Origin of the sequence: Listeria aquatica FSL S10-1188 (genome assembly GCF_000525795.1) — a bacterium.
GTDB classification, from domain to species: Bacteria; Bacillota; Bacilli; order Lactobacillales; family Listeriaceae; genus Listeria; species Listeria aquatica.
This window is the reverse complement of record NZ_AOCG01000002.1, coordinates 286086-304670: the sequence shown is the minus strand read 5'-3', so window position 1 is coordinate 304670 and position 18585 is coordinate 286086. Positions and strand designations below refer to the sequence as shown.

The 18585-nt window shown below is 40.7% G+C and carries 15 protein-coding genes and 4 pseudogenes; 5 read left to right on the top strand and 14 right to left on the bottom strand.

The genetic code is table 11. The features are described 5' to 3' along the window. Positions 1-54 precede the first annotated feature (54 nt). Positions 55-4468: pseudogene (locus MAQA_RS02295) on the top strand (acyl-CoA dehydratase activase-related protein). A 47-nt stretch (positions 4469-4515) separates the two neighbouring features. Here MAQA_RS02295 and MAQA_RS02290 read toward each other — a convergent pair. The 8 genes and pseudogenes from MAQA_RS02290 to MAQA_RS15135 all read right to left on the bottom strand — a co-directional run bounded on the left by MAQA_RS02290 (position 4516) and on the right by MAQA_RS15135 (position 10591). After that, complete coding sequence (locus tag MAQA_RS02290; protein ID WP_036070884.1) at positions 4516-5850, bottom strand: GntT/GntP/DsdX family permease; 1335 nt, start codon at positions 5848-5850, stop codon at positions 4516-4518. A 16-nt stretch (positions 5851-5866) separates the two neighbouring features. Next, positions 5867-6874: a sugar kinase gene (locus MAQA_RS02285; RefSeq protein ID WP_036070883.1), complete on the bottom strand. Its 1008-nt coding sequence runs from the start codon at positions 6872-6874 to the stop codon at positions 5867-5869. A 15-nt stretch (positions 6875-6889) separates the two neighbouring features. Next, a pseudogene (dagF, locus tag MAQA_RS02280) lies at positions 6890-7631 on the bottom strand (2-dehydro-3-deoxy-phosphogluconate aldolase). 2 nt (positions 7632-7633) lie between these two features. Beyond that, the gene (locus MAQA_RS02275; RefSeq protein ID WP_036070879.1) at positions 7634-8737 is read right to left on the bottom strand and encodes a DgaE family pyridoxal phosphate-dependent ammonia lyase; all 1104 of its coding nucleotides are present in this window, start codon (positions 8735-8737) and stop codon (positions 7634-7636) included. Beyond that, positions 8718-9833 (bottom strand): amidohydrolase/deacetylase family metallohydrolase, encoded by a 1116-nt coding sequence (locus tag MAQA_RS02270; RefSeq protein ID WP_036070877.1) that lies wholly within the window; start codon positions 9831-9833, stop codon positions 8718-8720. Before MAQA_RS02270 ends, MAQA_RS02275 begins: the two co-directional genes overlap by 20 nt. A gap of 59 nt (positions 9834-9892) precedes the next feature. Continuing rightward, complete coding sequence (locus MAQA_RS15145; RefSeq protein ID WP_241463026.1) at positions 9893-10063, bottom strand: hypothetical protein; 171 nt, start codon at positions 10061-10063, stop codon at positions 9893-9895. Then, the gene (locus MAQA_RS15140; RefSeq protein ID WP_241463036.1) at positions 10014-10283 is read right to left on the bottom strand and encodes a UTRA domain-containing protein; all 270 of its coding nucleotides are present in this window, start codon (positions 10281-10283) and stop codon (positions 10014-10016) included. The genes MAQA_RS15145 and MAQA_RS15140 overlap by 50 nt, the downstream gene beginning before the upstream one ends. Next, positions 10280-10591 carry a GntR family transcriptional regulator gene (locus tag MAQA_RS15135; protein WP_241463025.1) on the bottom strand — a complete coding sequence of 104 codons (312 nt, stop codon included), beginning with the start codon at positions 10589-10591 and terminating at the stop codon, positions 10280-10282. The genes MAQA_RS15140 and MAQA_RS15135 overlap by 4 nt, the downstream gene beginning before the upstream one ends. 137 nt (positions 10592-10728) lie before the next feature. On the opposite strand from MAQA_RS15135, the gene MAQA_RS02260 reads away from it, so the two are divergent. Genes MAQA_RS02260 through MAQA_RS02250 form a run of 3 tightly spaced genes read left to right on the top strand, consistent with a single transcriptional unit; the run spans position 10729 to position 11514 of the window. Continuing rightward, positions 10729-11010 carry a GNAT family N-acetyltransferase gene (locus tag MAQA_RS02260; protein ID WP_036070874.1) on the top strand — a complete coding sequence of 94 codons (282 nt, stop codon included), beginning with the start codon at positions 10729-10731 and terminating at the stop codon, positions 11008-11010. Beyond that, positions 10995-11324, top strand: coding sequence for an N-acetyltransferase (locus tag MAQA_RS02255; protein ID WP_036070872.1), 330 nt, complete (start codon positions 10995-10997; stop codon positions 11322-11324). The genes MAQA_RS02260 and MAQA_RS02255 overlap by 16 nt, the downstream gene beginning before the upstream one ends. Position 11325: 1 nt before the next feature. Further along, positions 11326-11514 carry a hypothetical protein gene (locus tag MAQA_RS02250; protein WP_036070868.1) on the top strand — a complete coding sequence of 63 codons (189 nt, stop codon included), beginning with the start codon at positions 11326-11328 and terminating at the stop codon, positions 11512-11514. A gap of 37 nt (positions 11515-11551) precedes the next feature. Here the strand turns inward: MAQA_RS02250 and ybaK are convergent. From ybaK to MAQA_RS02235, 3 genes and pseudogenes are all read right to left on the bottom strand, one after another. Beyond that, positions 11552-12029 (bottom strand): annotated as a pseudogene (ybaK, locus tag MAQA_RS02245) (Cys-tRNA(Pro) deacylase). A gap of 301 nt (positions 12030-12330) precedes the next feature. Beyond that, positions 12331-13257 (bottom strand): EamA family transporter RarD, encoded by a 927-nt coding sequence (gene rarD / locus MAQA_RS02240; RefSeq protein ID WP_036070864.1) that lies wholly within the window; start codon positions 13255-13257, stop codon positions 12331-12333. A gap of 440 nt (positions 13258-13697) precedes the next feature. Then, the gene (locus tag MAQA_RS02235; protein WP_036070861.1) at positions 13698-14228 is read right to left on the bottom strand and encodes a YceI family protein; all 531 of its coding nucleotides are present in this window, start codon (positions 14226-14228) and stop codon (positions 13698-13700) included. A 466-nt stretch (positions 14229-14694) separates the two neighbouring features. Here MAQA_RS02235 and brnQ point away from each other — a divergent pair. Next, positions 14695-16045 (top strand): annotated as a pseudogene (gene brnQ / locus MAQA_RS02230) (branched-chain amino acid transport system II carrier protein). Between the two features lie 172 nt (positions 16046-16217). Here brnQ and MAQA_RS15130 read toward each other — a convergent pair. The 3 genes from MAQA_RS15130 to MAQA_RS15120 are packed head-to-tail and all read right to left on the bottom strand — an operon-like array spanning position 16218 to position 18532. Then, positions 16218-16781 (bottom strand): hypothetical protein, encoded by a 564-nt coding sequence (locus MAQA_RS15130; protein ID WP_241463023.1) that lies wholly within the window; start codon positions 16779-16781, stop codon positions 16218-16220. Continuing rightward, positions 16765-17280, bottom strand: coding sequence for a hypothetical protein (locus tag MAQA_RS15125; RefSeq protein WP_241463022.1), 516 nt, complete (start codon positions 17278-17280; stop codon positions 16765-16767). Before MAQA_RS15125 ends, MAQA_RS15130 begins: the two co-directional genes overlap by 17 nt. Next, positions 17261-18532 carry an AraC family transcriptional regulator gene (locus tag MAQA_RS15120; RefSeq protein WP_241463021.1) on the bottom strand — a complete coding sequence of 424 codons (1272 nt, stop codon included), beginning with the start codon at positions 18530-18532 and terminating at the stop codon, positions 17261-17263. The genes MAQA_RS15125 and MAQA_RS15120 overlap by 20 nt, the downstream gene beginning before the upstream one ends. Positions 18533-18585 lie beyond the last annotated feature (53 nt).

Genomic DNA, 18585 nt, shown 5'->3' with positions numbered 1-18585 from the left:
TATAAGTTCAAAATTGCACATGTAAGTAAAAGCGGAATAGAAAGGATGAAAAAGATGACGATTCACGTGGGGCTAGATGTAGGATCGACAACAGCAAAAGCCGTCGCTTTAAATGAAAAAGGGGAGATTTTGTTTCAAACTTATAGGCGTCACTATTCAGATATAAAAAAAGTGACACTTGAAATTATGGAAGATTTACGAAAAAAAAGTAGATGTCGAGCAAATGACGTTTCAAATTACTGGGTCTTCTGGACTTGCGATTTCAAAATTCTTGGATGTACCTTTTGTTCAGGAAGTTATTGCTTGTACAGAAGCTGTTGAACAAGTGATTCCTGAAACAGATGTTGTCATTGAACTTGGCGGAGAAGATGCTAAAATTATTTATTTTAGTGGTGGTATTGAGCAACGAATGAATAACGCTTGTGCAGGAGGAACAGGAGCTTTTATTGATCAAATTGCTACTCTTTTACAAACAGATCCGACAGGGCTTAATGAATTAGCGAAGTCTGCTCAAACGATTTACCCAATTGCTTCGCGTTGTGGCGTGTTTGCGAAAACAGATGTGCAGCCACTTCTAAATGAAGGAGCAAGAAAAGAAGATATTGCCGCGTCAATTCTCCAAAGCGTTGTCACGCAAACGATTAGCGGACTGGCGTGTGGGAGGCCTATTCGGGGGGAAAGTGGCTTTTCTTGGAGGTCCATTAACCTTTTTAGATCAGTTGCGTTTTCGTTTTACTGAGACACTTAAAATGAAGGAAGACGAGATTATCGCGCCCCTTCATGCAGAATATTTTATTGCTCTTGGAACTGCTTTTTCCAGCATGAAAGAAAAAACAATCACGCTTGCTAATCTTGTCGAAAAATTATCCAATATGGATCTATCTTCTGTTAAAAAAGATACCGTGACGTTACCTCCGCTATTTCGCTCTGAACAAGAATTAGCTGATTTTCGGGCAAAACATAATCAAATGAAAGCCCCAAGAGCAGATTTAGCAGATTATGAAGGGGATGCTTATTTAGGGATTGATGCGGGCTCAACGACAACCAAGCTCATTTTAATGGGGCAAAAAAATGAGATTTTGTATTCCTATTATGGAAGTAATAACGGAAGTCCGCTTCAATCTGTTATTGATGAGACGAGCAAATTATATGAAGTTTTGCCTGAGCAAGTTCGGATTGTGCAATCAGGAATTACAGGATACGGGGAATCATTGATTAAAGCGGCACTTAAAATAGATGTTGGTGAAATCGAAACCGTGGCGCATTACCGAGCTGCTCGCGAGTTTCTCCCGGACGTTGATTTCATTTTAGATATCGGCGGGCAAGATATGAAATGTATGAAAATTAAAAATGGAGCACTCGATAGTTTGATGTTAAATGAAGCTTGCTCGGCAGGTTGTGGCTCTTTTCTAGAAACTTTTGCGAAGACGCTCCACGTGCCGATTGAAGAGTTTGCCAAGCGCGCACTTTCTGCAACGGCGCCAGTTGACTTAGGTTCACGTTGTACGGTTTTCATGAATTCAAAAGTGAAACAAGTTCAAAAAGAAGGAGTGAGTCTTGAAGACCTTTCAGCTGGACTTGCTTATTCCGTGGTTAAAAACGCGCTTCAAAAAGTGATTAAATTGCGTAGTCCTAAAGATATTGGCGAAAAAGTCATCGTGCAAGGTGGGACTTTTTATAATGAAGCGGTCTTACGTGCGTTTGAACTTTTAACTGGAAGAGAAGTTGTACGACCAGATATTGCAGGAATGATGGGGGCTTATGGAGCTGCACTAATTGCTAAGGAACATTATGAAACTGGAACTGTCACAGAGATGTTAGTTCTTGAAAAATTGCGTGATTTTAGTGCAGAAACTTCACAGTCGCGTTGTAACCTTTGTAGCAACACGTGCCAGTTGACGGTTACGCGCTTCGGGGATGACCGGACGTTTGTGAGTGGTAATCGTTGCGAACGGGGCGAACGGGTGGAAACGGTGAAGAATCTTTTGCCAAATTTATACGCCTACAAGTTAAAACGGACCTTTGACTATAAAGCGTGCAAAAAAAAGTGAAGCTACTCGAGGCACGATTGGGATTCCGCGGGCGCTCAACATCTATGAGAACTATCCGCTTTGGTTTACTATTTTTGATGCACTTGGTTATCGTGTGATGCTTTCCTCGAAATCCTCGAAGAATCTATATGAAAAAGGAATCGAAACGATTGCATCAGAAGCCGTTTGCTACCCAGCCAAATTGACACACGGGCACGTGATGGATCTTGTGCGTAAAAAAGTGGATGCGATTTTTTATCCGTCGGTAGTTTACGAAAAACCTGAATTTGGCGAAGCCACTAATAATTTCAACTGTCCGGTTGTTGCAGGGTATCCAGAAGTGATTCGCGTCAATGTGGATGCGCTTGAAGAAAAGGGGATCCCAATGTACAGTCCCTTTATTGCGCTTGATAATGAAAAAGCATTTATCGAGACGATGAAACAAACTTTCCCTGAAATTCCTGCAGAAGAAATGGAACAAGCTGTCCAAAAAGGGCTTGCGGAAGCGGAAAAATGTCGCCGTGATATTCAAAACGAAGGCGAAGCAGCTCTTCATTATATGGCTAAAAATAATGTGAAAGGGATTGTGCTCGCTGGGCATCCTTATCACGTTGACCCAGAAGTCAATCATGGTATTCCTGAACTTATCACGATGAACGGCATGGCGGTGTTAACGGAGGATTCGATTTCGCATCTTGGATCGATCGATCATAAGCTTCGGGTCGAAAACCAGTGGAAATATCATGCGCGGCTATACCGAGCTGCAAGTTTTGCGGCGAAACAGGAAAACTTAGAATTTGTGCAATTGACTTCCTTTGGCTGTGGGCTAGATGCAATCACAACGGATATGTGTCAGGAAATTATTGAAGGTCATAACAAGGTTTATACGCTATTAAAAATTGATGAAATTAACAATCTTGGTGCGGCTCGGATTCGGGTGCGCTCTTTGAAAGCGGCGATTGAAGAACGAGATCGTCATCATATTAAACCTGCTGAAATGGCTCCACCAAAGGAAAGACCTCTATTTACTAAGGAAATGCGGAAAGAAGGCTATACGATACTTGCACCACAGCTTGCACCTACTCATTTTGCGATGCTTGAAGCTGCTGGGCGAGCAACTGGATATAACTTGGAGGTTTTACCGGCAGTTACGCCGCGCGGGGTTGATGAAGGCTTGCGCTATGTTAATAATGATGCTTGTTATCCGGCTATTTTGACTATCGGTCAGATGATGGATGCTCTGAAACATGGAGATTATGATTTAGAGCGAATAGCTGTTTTGATGACGCAAACTGGCGGAGGTTGCAGGGCGACCAATTATATCGCCATGCTTAAAAAAAGCGCTCCGAGAAGCAGGGATGGAACAAATTCCTGTCATTTCCCTGAATGCAAGTGGGCTTGAGAAGCAGCCGGGCTTTAAATTGACACCTGCTGTTGTGATGCGGTTTATGGCGGGGCTTGCACTTGGCGATGCACTGGACCGGATGCTGTACCGTGTTCGTCCGTATGAAATGGAGCAGGGAAGTGCTAACAAGTTATATGCGCGTTACTTGGAAAAGGGACGCGAGCTGATGAAAAAGTATTCGTTCCGGGGCTATAAGCAATTCGCAAAGGAAATGGTTAAGGCTTTTGATGAACTGCCAATTCGAGATGAGAAAAAACCGCGTGTTGGGGTGGTTGGAGAAATTCTCGTCAAATTCCATCCAGGTGCTAATAATCATATTGTGGATGTGATCGAGGCGGAAGGCGGGGAAGCTGTTGTACCAGATTTAACGGACTTCTTGCTTTATTGTTGCTACGATGCTCATTTTGCTGCTAACACATTTGGACGTTCCAAAGTGAAATCTTTTGCTAAGCAAAGTGTCGCGATTCCGTTTATCAATCAGTATCGCAAACCGGTTGTGGATGCGCTTCGTGTGAGTGCGCGGTTTGATGCTCCGGAAAGCATTGAAGTGATCGCGGAAAAGGCAAGTCAATTACTTTCGCTTGGAAATAAAATGGGGGAAGGCTGGTTCTTGACAGGTGAGATGTTTGAACTCTTGGATAGTGATGTGCCGAATATTGCCTGCTTGCAGCCGTTTGCTTGTCTACCCAATCATATTACAGGACGTGGTATGATTAAGGGGCTTAAGAAACGCTATCCACACGCGAATATTATGTCGATTGATTATGATGCGGGTTCAAGTGCAGTTAATCAGCTCAATCGAATGAAACTGATGCTTTCGATTGCGAAGAAGCAACTTGAAGTGGACAAGTCAAATTCAGGGTTCTTGCCAGAAGAAAAGGTAAGTTTAGGGGCAAAAGAACTGATTCGGGATAAAGCGCGTCGCGTCAAAGACAGTGTACCAGAAGCGGTGCGGGCTGCGACTTTTGTAGCGAAGGAAGCCCAAGCCAAAACGTGTTGCCGTGGCGGCGATGATTGCCATTGCGGGAAATAAAAGACTCCCTTCGTGTTCGAAATATAGAACGCGAAGGGAGTCTTTGATTAAACGAAAATATCGACAATAAGTACCATGAAAAACACGCTGAAAGATAGCAAGGTCTCTAACACGGTCCAAGTTTTGAAAGTTTCTTTGACTGTTAGCCCCATGTATTCTTTAACGAGCCAAAAGCCAGCATCGTTTACGTGGGAAAGCATGAGGGAACCTGCTCCAGTTGCGATGACAAGTAAAGCGGTATTGACGCCTGTCATTTGTTCGACAATTGGTGCGACGATCCCAGCAGCTGTTGTTAACGCAACGGTTGCGGAGCCTGTTGCCACTCGAATGAGTCCTGCTACAAGGAAACTCATTACAATCGGGGAAAGGTTCATTTGCCCTGATAAATTCGCGATAGCTGTTGCAACGCCTGTATCAATCAAAATTTGCTTGAAGGCGCCGCCTGCTCCGATGATCAAAATGATGGAGGCAAGGGGCTTCATGCTGTCGTCCGTTAAGCCGCGGATGATTTCTGCATTTAAACCGAGGCGGAAACCAAGCAAGATGTAAGCTACAAATACGGAAATCAGTAAAGCGATAAGTGGGCTACCGATGAAGTCGATAATGCTTGTTAGGCCGCTTGGTAGCTTAAATAGAGCAGCGATCATGGTTAGTAGCATCAAGATGATCGGTAGAAAGACAATGAAGAAAGAGACGCCGGCAGATGGCAATTTTTCGTTATCTTTAATTACATCAGGACGCATGAGGTCGGGTTCGTTTTTGGGTGTAATACGTTTGCTGATGAATTTTGCGAATAAAGGACCTGCGACGATACCTGCTGGTAGGGCGAAGCAAAGCGAATAAAGCAAAACTTCACTGACATTGGCGTTATAAATGCCGATTGCTGTCATGGCGCCTGGGTGTGGCGGAATAATTCCATGTGCAATCGAAAGTCCAGCAAGAACTGGTAGGCCAAGCAAAAGAATGTTTTTCTTGACTGTTTTTTGGATGGAAAGTACGATCGGCAGCAAGATGACAAGACCAACTTCAAAGAAAACTGGGATGCCGATAATAAGTCCGGAGAAAAACATTGCCCAAGGCAAGCGCTTGGCTCCAAAGCGTTCTACAAAGAAATTAGCAATTTGCATGCCTGCCCCAGAGGTGGACATCATTTTTCCAAGGATAGTTCCAAGTGCTAAGATGCCTACTAGATGGCCAAGAACGCCGCCGACGCCCGTTTCGAAGGCGGTGGTGATCTTGCCAAATGGCATACCAGCAAATATGGCTAAAAAGAGGGTAGCAACGGATAAGCTAAGATAGGCATGCCATTTCCACCAGGATACACCTAAAATGACAATGGCAATGGCAACGATGGTGATTGAAAACAAATAGATGTCGTGCATATTTTTCTCTCCTTTTTTAACGAATTAGACTTTGTTGTCTGCCTTCCATAAGTGCCTCTACTTCTTCCAGAGTAGTGTGTGGCACATCTCCCGTGATGGTATGAGCAAGGACAGCATTACTAACTGCAAATTCCAAAATCCTCTCTTCTGGCCAGTTATTAGTAAGACCAAAAATGATTCCCGCTGCATAAGCGTCGCCTGCTCCGATGCGATCAAGTAAATCGACTGGCATGGTGCTGCTAACTTTAAAACTTTCTCCGTCCATAAAGCCGGCTAAGGAATGTTCATGATTTTCAAAACCTCGATTAGTTCCTACATAATTTGTGACATTGTATTTCTGTTTGAAAATGGAAATGCCCATTTGTAGTTGCTCTAAGTACGGTAGTTCTTCGTTTACTTCAATGTCAAGCAGTTCTGTAAGGTCACGAATTCCGCCGAAAACAGTATGCGCAAGCGATAAGATTTTTTCATACTGTTCTTTAATAAATGCTTTGCTATGTTCTGTATTTAGACTTGGTCGGTAATTGAAGTCAAAGTAAAGCGGTTTTCCAAATTCATTTGCACAAGCTGCTAATTTTAAAGCGGTTTCACGAGTGCGTTCATTTAATAATAAAGAAATACCGCAAATGTGGATGATGTCATTTTCCTTAACGGCTTCTTCAATCGGATAACTTGCAGGGTCCGCTTGGCAAAAAGCGCTTGCTAAGCGATTCTGATAAGTGACAACTGTTGGGCGAACGCCATAACCTAATTCAACGAAATAACTACCCATGTGATTGCCATTAAATTGGATATGATGATCTTTGATACCATATTTACGAATGTTGGCGGCAGCCATTTTACCAACACTGTTATCTGGAAGTGTTGTCAGTAAAGTTGTTTCCATCCCAAAGTTACTTAGGTTTGTTAGTAGATTTACGCCAGTTCCTGTAACTTGGTAAGTAAGCTGATTGGTTTGTGCTAATAGTTGATAATCTGGAGGAGTGAATCGTAAATTCACTTCTCCATAAGATAAAACTTTCATCTTGTCATCGCTCCTTTAGTCAGTCAATTTTTTCATGATGTGGTAGAGAGTTTTAACATCTTCTGGTTTTGTGTCACCACTTGCTTTATCAATAATTGAGCTGTATACGTGAGGAATGACTTTTTTTAACGCCTGCATCAAGCGCGATTTTAACAATTTCTTCGAAGTTATCAAGCGTGATTCCGCCAGTTGGTTCTAGATAGAAGTCATTTTCGGCACAAGCTTTGGCAACAGCGCGATATTCTTCTTCGTGTGCTAGACCTTTCATCGGGAAGTACTTGATAGAGCTTCCTCCCATATCTTTTAAAAGGGCAATGGCAGTTTCGATTGGAACTTCTCCTGCTGGAGCTTCGCTACTAAGAGGACCTGTTGCGATATTTACATAACCAACTTTTCCTGTTGGAGAAACGAGTCCGTTAATGATGGTTTCCTTTTGTCCTAAAAGTGCACGGCTAGCACCAACTCCTGTGAAAACTTGGTTGATATGTTGGGGCTGAAGCTCTGCTGAGATGCGTGTCACCATTTCACTTTGTTTAGGATTTCCGGCGCCAAGCCCTACAGATAGTGCGTTATCTGTTGCTTCGATGTATTTTTTCATGTCTGTAATTGCCGCTTCATCTGATGAATAATTGATTGAAAGAACGCCAAGCACGACGTGACCTTCTGCAGCTTGATAGCATTCTTTGGCGTTTTCAACAGAATTAGCTAGCACATTTAAACAAATGCGATCGTTCAAGTATTTTGGTGTTTTTTGCATGATTATTTCCCACTTTCCATAATTTCTTTTAGGCGATTTTCAATTAGTTTCATTTCATCAGCATTTACGGCACGAATATCAAATTCAATGATGCCGTTATTAGCTTGGTATTCACGTGTATAGATTGCTGGACTTTTAGTTTTTAAGCTGGCGATGACTTCTTTTGCTGACGGTTTGCTTACTTTGACGGAAGCTCGGTAGATGTCACGTCCGGCAGCATCTTGGACGATTTTTGCTTCCAGACCATCGATTTGGTTTAAGGCTTCAATAAATGGGTGAAGTCTTTCCTGCATGTTCTCGCCCGTTTCACCTGGAGTATTTAAGTAGCGCTCAATCGCGCCTGTAAGCCCAATAATGTTTTCTTTTCCAATTTTCATAGCTCGGCCAATACCTTTCGATTGCATTCGTACCCAGCTAATGGCATCTTTCTTGCCGACAACAAGTCCAGATGTGGGTCCGTCAATTGCTTTTGCGCCACTATAAATAACAAGATCTGCTCCTTGTTTTGCATAGGTGAATAAATCTTCTTCCGCAGCAGCGTCCACAATGAGAGGAATCCCGTGTTTTTTGCTGACTTCGACCATATCGGCAATGGTTAACATGCTTTTTTGGACTGCGTGGTGACTTTTGATATAAAGAAGTGCGGCTGTTTCATCCGTAAGCATCATTTCTACGTGTTCTTTTGAGCACATGTTCGCATACCCGGCTTCGCGAAGTTTTCCACCACCAAGCTCGATCATCACTTCAACGGCAGTTCCGTAATCAACATTATGACCTTTTGGAATCACGATTTCTCGTTTTTTAATTTTGTCCGTGTACGGGTGATACAGGTGGTAATCACTTCCTTGTCCAATTAAACCGGCAACGGATTGAGCAATACCAGCCGAAGCACTTGAGACGATGACGGCATCTTCTGTATGTAGCAAATCAGCAATGTAGCGTCCCGTTTTTTCAACAAGATCTGCCATTTCGAAAAAATGTTGGCCACCGAATTTTTGGAGATCGACAATTTCATCTGGTGTTTTTGATACGCCGAGGATAGTCATTTTTCCAGAAGCATTGACGACTTGTTTTAAATCATATTTTTTATAGAGATCCGATGTCATAAACTTTTCCTCCTACAATTGTATAAATCGGCTCGATCACGGTGTGAGTAATCATTTTATTGCCATTTGAATCCGTTAGTTCTTTATGCCCGTCTTTCAAATCAAAAATTGTAAGGTCGGCATCAAAACCTTCTTTTAAGCTTCCTTTGTGGTGAAGTTTGAAATTATCAGCTGGATGTGTGGTCACCATTGGGATAATTTCAGCAAGGGAATAGCCAAGTGAAAGTAGTTTTTCCATTGTTGTGGCTAAATCATAGACAGGCCCTTTTTCGCGGTTTTTGTGATAAATATCTGTGCTAAGTGAGTATGGGGTAAGTCCTTCTGCTTTAGCTAGACGTGCTGTGCGGAAGTTAAAACTATCTGTGCCATGTCCGATGTCAAAGCGAACTCCTCGGTCATAAGCTTCTTTTGCAACCGCTTTAATTTTACTGCTTGTTTGATCCAAAATTCCGTTCGGCTTCCCGTTAAAGCAGTGGGTAAGGACATCTCGGGCATCTAGACGTGTTAAAATTTCTTTTAAATCTGGTGGGTTTGAACCAATGTGAACCATAAGGGGTAAATCATTTAGTTCATCTTGCAATTCTTTGGCTAAAAGGAGCGGTTCGTAATTGTTTTCACCGACAACTGTTTTACTCATTCTTGCTTTAAGTCCCACAATAAAATCTGGTAGTTCAGCTATTTTTTGTTTGACAGCTTCTTTTTGGATGTTTTTCAAATTAGAAAGTTCGTCTTGTGCAATGATCCCCGTTTTAGAGATATTAATAAGCGCATAGACATTGGTTTTGGCTTGTTTAACGTGCTTATAAAAAGATGCAATGGTATCAGCACCAGTAGAACCGGCATCTATAATCGTTGTGACCCCTTTTGTGATACCAATTTCGTCCGGCTGGTCATAATAAATTGGCATTTCAGTGTCACAGTGAACATGATCATCAATCCATCCAGCAGAAATATAATGTTTTCCAGCTAGATCGATTATTCTTTCAGCTTCGTCGTTAATTTGTGGTGCCACAGCTGAAATTTTCCCGTTTGTTATGGCAACAGAAAGCGGTTCTTCTTGGCTATTTTTTCCATTTTTTATTAGAAGATCGATCATGTTGTCACCTCCTTCTGAAACATTATAACATTATAATGTTTGAAAACGCAATCACTTTTTTAAACTTCATATTCAATTTTATAAGGGAAAATTTGAGTGTTATAAAGACCAATTGAAAGTTCAATTAAATGACCACTATTGTCAGATGATTTACGCATGCGCTTCAAGCCGTTTTCTTGCTCAGTTTGCAGTTGCTTTTTTTTCATATGTTGAAAAAGTAGCTGTTTCAAAAGTATCTTCAAACGAGGCAACCGTATAGCCGTTTTCTTTTAGTAGCTGGTAAAGCGAGATATGATCTAGGTTTAAGTTAGCCTCATGAATTTGCGTGACTTCTTGAATGTAATGTTGATAATAGATATATGGTTTGTTATCAAGATAATAAAGTCGCTTGATATGCGTGATAGGCTCATCAAAATAAGTCGCTAAAACGGGATGGCTTTCAGGTGTTATAGTTTCAATCGAAAGAATTTCCTTTTTAATCGAAAAACCAGATTCTTCGATGATTTTTTGAAAAAAGATTTTGCTTTTGAAAGCTTATTAAATAGCTGATTACTGATCACTTGTGTTCCTCTGCCACGCTGCTTGTCCACGTAGCCTTCAGCAGCGAGAAGTGCCACTGCTTGCCTGATTGTCATTTTGCTCACACCAAAAAGCTTCTCGAGTTCTGGTTCACTCGGAATATTTTCGCCGAGCGGATAACTACCATCCAGAATTTTTTTTCTTGATCTTTGTTGCGATTTCTTGATACAAAACAACATTTCTTTTCATCATTTTTCTCCTTAAACTAGATTGTTCTTTCCTTATGATAAACTAAAAAGAGGGCGGTTACAATACTGAATCATGCTTCAATCAGGCATTTATGCTATGCTAAAAAAGGAAAAAGGAGGGGTGGCAGATGATTGAACTGAAAAAATTCGCAGAAGTAAGCCGAGAACAGGTGATGGAGGCGTGGAATGTGAGTTTTGCTGATTATGTCGTAGAAATGATGCTAACAGAAGAAGCTTTTTTTGCAAGAATGGATGAGTTTTTATTAGACCCTAATTTATCTTGCCTTGCGCTTTTCGAAGGGCAACCGGTTGGCTTTAGTTTGTTTGCACGCGAAGGAAATTATTCGTGGTGCGGGGGTATAGGAGTTGCGCCTGAATTTCGCGGAAAAAAAAGATGGCAGATCTATTAATGGATGACATGCTACAAAAAGCATCCGGAACACAATTTAAACTGGAAGTTATTACTGCAAATGAACGAGCGGTGCATTTTTATCAAAAACATCAATTCGATATCATAAATGAACTTTATTTTTTGGATGGGCCACTTGGTGAGGCATCAGAGATCGTTATAGAGCAGCCAGAAATGGAGGCCGAAAATGACCTTTTGACGCCATGGCAAAATCAGCCACGATTTAAAAAAAGAAGAAACGGTAAGTCGGTTCATTTTGGAAGAAGGAAAGGGCAGTTTTCACCTTCGTTATGCATTATCAGATCGAGGCATTGAAGTGAGCAAGTTTGAACTTCGAGAGGGGACGATACTACAAGATGCTTTAGCCGGGTTAGGCTTTGCCTTTGGTGCTGAAAAGAAGCTGTTTCTCAATAACTGTGCACTTGATAAGCCCCTTGCCGATGCTTTTCTTGAGGCAGGCTTTTTGAAATGGATCTCTCAGTGGCAGATGGTTCGGAATGTTTAGTAACGCTAAAGGACTTGCGCTTTTTAGCGCAAGTCCTTTATTCGGTTCTTAGGTTAGCCGACTTTGCTTGGCATAGCGGAAGCAATTCATTTGGATCAAGTTCAATTTGTAGCCCGCGTTTCCCAGCCGAAATGTAAATCGTTGAGAAATTGTGGGCTTTTTCATCAATGAAAGTTGGAAATAGTTTCTTCATTCCAATGGGAGAACAACCACCACGAATGTAGCCTGTGATTTTTTCAAGATCTTTCACATGAATCATCTCCACTTTTTTATTTCCACTTTGTTTAGCAAGCTTTTTTTAAGTCAAGCGTATCTTCAGCGGAAAGTAGGGCAACTAAATGCCCCGTTTTATCACCGATTGCAACAAGTGTTTTGAAGATTTGAGCTGGGTTTTTCCCCGTTTCCTTTGCAACATGAGCGGCATCTAAGTGCTGTTCATCAAAATGATATTCGTGAAGTTCATAGGGGATCTTCTTTTGATCAAGCATTCGGCAGGCGTTGGTTTTATGTGCCACATTTATCACCTCATTTCCCATTATAACGCATTTTTCTGAACTGTCATAAATTGTATTTTTTGTGACGGTTTTTATCCTTTTGATTGTAACTGTACTTTTTTTTACAAAAAGGAGGACTATTTTTAGAAAGAAAGTTTTTTTTGGAGAATGATGCATTTTGAGAAGGTAGCTATGAAATTAGAAGGAAAAATATTATTGTAATAGGTGGAGCAAGCGGAGTTAAAAAAGAGGAACTCACTAGAGTTCCTCTTTTTTTGATGCGATAAAATAAGAGTAGCTTAAACTTTCGTTTCTAGCAAAATTATTTTGCTTGTTCAGCTTCTGCTGATTTTTGAAGTTGCTTAAGTTTAGCACTAATATAAATGTGTGAAACTGTAAAGACGATGATTCCAGCCCAAATGAAGGCGAACGCCGTAAATTGCATGGAATCAAAGCTTTCTTTGAATAGTAAAACGCCTAAAATAAGCATTAACGTCGGTCCAATATATTGCAAGAAACCGACCATCGTATAACTGATTCGCTTCGCTGCTGTAGCAAAGAGAAGTAGTGGAATCGCGGTTACAATTCCTGCGCCAATCATCACGAGATCTGTTTGGAATGGGAAACTCATGAAGAAGTGTTTGGCGAAAAATAATAAATAAATAAGCGCGAACGGTGTAATAATCAGTGTTTCGAGTGTAAGGCCCGTCCAAGTAGAAACGGGAACAAATTTTTTAATCAAGCCATATAAACTAAAGGTAACGGCCATCGCGAGAGCTGCCCAAGGAACTCCACCTTCGTGATAAGTCAAAATTAAAACGCCTATAAAGGCGAAGATAACGGCAATAATTTCAGCTACGTTCAGTCGCTCTTTTAAGAAAACGGTGGCAATTAAAACATTAACAAGCGGGTTAATATAGTAGCCAAGACTAGCTTCTGTCACATGCCCGCTATTCACTGTGAAGATGAAAATGAACCAGTTAGCCGTAACTAAAATGGCAGCTAATGTGATAAGTAGTGTTGTCTTTGGCTGTTTGAAAATCGCCTTCATTTCGGTCAAGACTTCCTTTGATTTTCTGATCGCCATGATAAGAAAAATCATGAAGACAAAAGACCAAATGATCCGGTAAGCTAAAATTTCAATGGCAGGTACTTCTTTTCCAAGTTTCCAATAAATAGGTAGAATCCCCCATAAAACATAGGCGAAGGCTCCAGCTAAAATTCCCATTGTTTGTTCGTTTTTTCTCATGATTTCCCTCTTTTCTGTTAATGGATAGTAACTAAACTATTCTAACGCATTTCATAACCGAAAGCTAGCCGCTTGTTTGAAAAAGAAAGTTTGACTTTAAGTAAAGTGTGGAAAGTAAAAAATGAGACTAAAATAGAGGAGGATGATGTAAAATGGCTGAAGATAAAGGCAAACTGGATCAAGCGAAAGGCGAAGTGAAGGAAAAAGCTGGGAAAGTGACGGGAGACGACAAGAAAAAAAGCTGAAGGATTCTTGGATAAAGCCAAAGGGAAGGCCAAAGAAGCAAGTGCTGACCTAAAAGGAAAAGCTGAGGATTTAAAAGAGCAGGCAGAAGATAAATTCAAGAAAGACAAATAAATCCGTCTTTTGAGCAAGAAAAAAAGCGAATGGCTCCGCAAAATTTGGAAGTCATTCGCTTTTTGTTTTCGTTAGCCGCTTCTTTACTTGGAAGCTTCGATTTGGACGTTGATTTTCACTTCATCCCCGATGAGCACGCCACCAGTTTCTAGTGCAGCGTTGTAGTTCAAACCGAAATCTTTCCGGTTAAATTTGCCGCGTCCTTCAAAACCAGCTACCATGTTTCCAGTGTTTGGATCTTTTCCTGTTCCTTCATAGGTCACATGGAAAGTGATGGGTTTTGTCACTTCACGAATTGTAAGATCACCTGTGATTTCGTATTCATCATCGCCATCTGGCGTAATATCTGTCGAGACAAAAGTAATGTTAGGATATTTTTCAGTGTTGAAAAAGTCTTCGCTCTTAAGGTGACCATCACGTTGTGCTTGGCGCGTATCGACACTTGCTGCATCTACTGTAAATTTGATTTTTGCATCTTGTAAGTTTTCAGGATCCATTTCAACATCTGCTTCAAAAGTGTTAAATGCACCTTTCACTTTAGAAACCATCATGTGTTTTACTTGAAATTCAACTGAGCTATGTGCGGGATCAATGTTCCATTTTTCTACTGCCATTTTTTCATTCCTCCAATTTCATTTTACTTTTCATATATTTTTTAGCTGATGATCACCTGAATTGAATAGGTTCATCATTGTTTATAAATAAACTATAACACACTTACAAAACATAAGCAACTAATAAAATATAGTTTATAAATTTTTTTAAAAGTGATGCTGACTAAATATAATTTTAGAAAATTTAGTTTTTATCATTGAATTTCTAGCCATTTACCCTAAAAGTATGATATGATTTACAAACAACAAAAGAAAGGAGCAATATGGAGAGGGACAGGCTGTCTTTTTTGCACAAATGGGTAGCAAACGGGGACTGGTTTTTATTACTTAGCTATTTCAGAAAAGAATATTCTGACAATAGAGAATCAAAATTTGATTTTTCAGGCTGAATGGCGTGGAAGAGCTGTTTCGTTATATTGATCTTTTGTCAGAAAGTTTCAAATGTAAAAGAAAGGGGAGAATTTAAATGGAAAAGAAAGTTTCTTTTTCAGCGTATTTTTTTATTGGACTCATGCTATTTGCACTTTTTTTTTGGAGCAGGGAATTTAATTTTTCCGGCATATCTTGGTCAACTTTCCGGAACTAGTGTCTGGATTGCAATAATCGGCTTTTTAGTAACTGGAGCTGGACTTCCACTAATGGGTGTTCTTGCGATTGGGATTTCTGGAAGTAGTGACCTACAGACGCTTGCAAGCCGTGTACATCCTGTTTACGGTATTATTTTCACAGTTGCTCTATACTTAACGATTGGCCCTTTCTTTGCACTTCCACGTACGGGAACTGTCTCTTTTGAAATCGGCATTGCACCATTTCTTGGGGAAGGAAATCATCAGATTGCCCTCGTTGTTTTTTCAATCATTTTCTTCGGGTTAACGCTCTGGCTCTCGCTCTCGCCTTCGAAAATCGTTGATCGAGTAGGGAAATATTTAACACCAGCCTTGCTTTTATTTCTTCTCATTTTGATTGTAACAGCTCTTGTGAAACCACTTGGTGAACAAACTGCCCCGGCAGGAAACTACATCACAAGTCCATTTACAACTGGATTCCTTGAGGGATATAATACAATGGATGCACTTGCTTCACTTGTGTTTGGGATTATCGTGATCAATGCCGTTAAAGCAAGCGGCGCCAAGACAAAGCGTTCTATTGCTATGACTTGCTTGAAAGCTGGGCTCATCGCAGTGGGCTGTTTGGCACTTGTTTACATATTTATTGCTTACATTGGCTCTATGAGCGTAGGTAAACTCGGCTTATTTGATAATGGAGGACCTGTTCTTTCAGGAGCAGCGGATTATTATTTCGGTAGTTTTGGACGGATTTTACTCGCGCTAATTATTGGTCTTGCCTGCCTGACAACGAGTATCGGGCTTACAACTGCTTGCGCAAGTTATTTCCAAAAGCTATTTCCAAAAATTCGTTACGGAACTTACGTGGTCATCTTTTCAGCATTCGCTTGCCTCGTGGCTAACGTTGGTCTTGCAAACTTGATTTCGTTTTCCGTACCGGTATTGATGATGATTTATCCACTTACAATCGTGCTTATTTTGCTTACGTTCCTAAATCCACTGTTTAAAGGACGACGTGTCGTTTATGTAACGACGATTCTTTTTACAGCTGTGATTTCCATCATGGAAGGAGCGAAAGCATTCAAGATTCCACTTGGTGGTCTAGAGAACTTCTTTTCAAGTTATGTACCATTTTACAATCAGTCGCTTGGATGGATTACATTCGGACTTTGCGGCTTAGTAGTGGGCATCATCATTGCGCTTTGCACGAAACCAACATCTGAAAGCGCCAAAAATGAAGTAAACATTTAGAGGGTGAATCAAACATGACGCTCATGAATATCGTTTCATTGATCATTTTTATTGGTATCCCAGTATTCCTCATTTGGCTGGGCTTGCACTCTTATTCCAAAAAACAATCCAAATAAGGAAACAAAAAGGAAGTGCCCACGGGCACTTCCTTTTTTAAATGGTGCGCTTAAGTTCATAAAAATGAATAGCATTGAGTTCCAGATAAGCATAAAAAGGACCAATCATCTGAAATGAGTTCATCCGTTACCGTTAAAGTAGGCTTTGAAGCTGTCACGATATAATCAAGAATTTCCTCATCTAGACCGTGTCGACTATTAAGCTGCCAGTACTTGGAGTAAAGCGCGCCGTTGTCACGATCGAAAATCCATTTGCGCAATTGGTATTCGCCTTCCTTCAAACCAAGAATCCGTAAATGCACTTCCTTACGCTGTTCATTTCGAACGAGTTCGCTTACAGACAGTTTCGGATTCAAATTGACAGAGTTCATCAAAATGAGCTGATAGCCATCCGTATTTTCCATCAAAATATAATCCTTTCCACGTGCAATAACCGTGCCGTAAAGCCGTTCTTTGAAGTTAAGCGCATAATAAGCAGGACGTTTCCCGTTAAAGAAATGAAAAAGTTCCAAGCCATCCATCCGAATATTACGCTTATTATTTTCTTCTTCGTGAAGTTCTGTATTGATCCAAAAACCAAGTCCTGCAACTTCTGGACTCACATCAAACAAAGCTTCCAAAATTAAAGCTCCACGAAAAAAAAGTGCCATTCGTATAACGAGTATTCCCAGTTAGCGTATTCCAATTGATAAGCATTAATTTTTTCTGAATGCCATGCTTTTTCAAGTATTGTTTTAGTTTCTTGGTTTTCGTAAGCGTGAAGCGTTCCGCATTTTGAAAAGTAATGGACGTTTCCTTTGAAAAATCAATGATTTCATTTGGATTGGCATTATAAGTTAGAAAATCAACTTGATCACTCGTTTCTAGAACCCACTGATGCGATTTTGGCACCGTCGCACGTTCTGAAAACGGGATAAACGTTCCAAGTTGGATTGCAGGTTCAAATTTCACTAGAAGCCGCTTTAATCGCAAGAAAACGCGCCTTAATTCATCAGCTCTCACAAGTGTTTGCTCCGGCTCATAATACATGAAAGCCCAAGAAGCGACAAAAGAATGCCCGAAAACTTGAATCGAATGACGTAAAAAGTGAGCAAGCTGTTCAAAATAAAAAATTTTCATCCCGCGAAAGCTCCTGATATTCAATTCGAATAAATGGCCGTAAGCCTTGATTTTTTAAGTAACTGAGCGCTAGGTCTGCATTTGCAAATGTGGAAGAAGTCGGCACCGTTTCATCCGTCTCCACCTCTGGCAAGAAAGTTCGGCCTCGCAGTAAATGCCGAATACCGATAAACTCCAGCCGAATTTCACGCTGCACCATTTCAATTTGTTTTTTAACATTATCCTTCAAAAGCTCCTTTAATCCTCCAATTGTCAGCAAATAAGCGGGTTGCGCCAAAGATTCATTAGCGATAGGATTAACTGTAATGGTCTTTTGCTCAATCGGAATCGGGTTTAAGCTAGTTTCTCGAGCCGTTTCCAGATGATACTTGGCAAGCAAATTGAGAATTTCTGGCGTGAGTTCCAAAATTTGTGTGGTCGCGGCTTTCTTCTCAGAAGGAGAAGAAAGCCGCTGATTATCTTCCTTTTCACGATACCTAGTCGGGGTTTCGTTATAATAAGCCTTGAAAGCATCCGTAAAATGTTTCGGACTTGAAAAGCCGTTCCGAATGGAAATCGTTGTAATGGATTCATCCGTCAGTATCAAGTCATCCGCGCTGTGTTTCAAGCGGATGAGGGTCAAATACTGCAAAAAGCCCATCCCTGTTTTTTGCTTAAAATAACGTGAGAAATAAGAAGTTGATAAATATTCTTGCTCAGCTACTTTGCTAAGGCTGATGGGCTCATCATAGTGATTTTCCAGATAGGTAATAATTCGCGCCAAGCGTTCATCCTTAGTTTTCTGCGTGAGCGGTCTGGTTTGCTCTTTTTTGAAAAATTTGGTTAAAAGGAGCATGATTTGAAAAATGGTATTGTGCGAAATCAACTGGCTATTTTCAGTGGGATTAAAGGCATTCATAACGAGTAATGCCAAGTTATGCCGAAGGGAGGAAACAATTTTTTCACGCCCACTATCAATCTCTCTTGAAAAACTTTCGAATGAATACTGATAATAGCCTGGGAAAAAGTGAGCAAAAAAAGCACTTTTAATTTGCAAACGAATCAACGTGTTATGCGTGAGATCCGTGAGAGTGTAGGGCTCATTTTGGTTCAGAATATAAAGATCATCCGCTTCTAAGGTTACCGTTTTTTTACTGGTAGAAAGTTCGACTTCGCCGTCAATGACAAATAACAGAGTTGTGGCAATATCCCGGCGTGTGAGAGGCTGTTCGATTTTTTCTAACTGAATTTGGAATTCTTCTTGTTCTAGCATAGCTCTCTACCTCCTCATAGCTTTATTATACCTGAAATGGACAGGTATAAGCT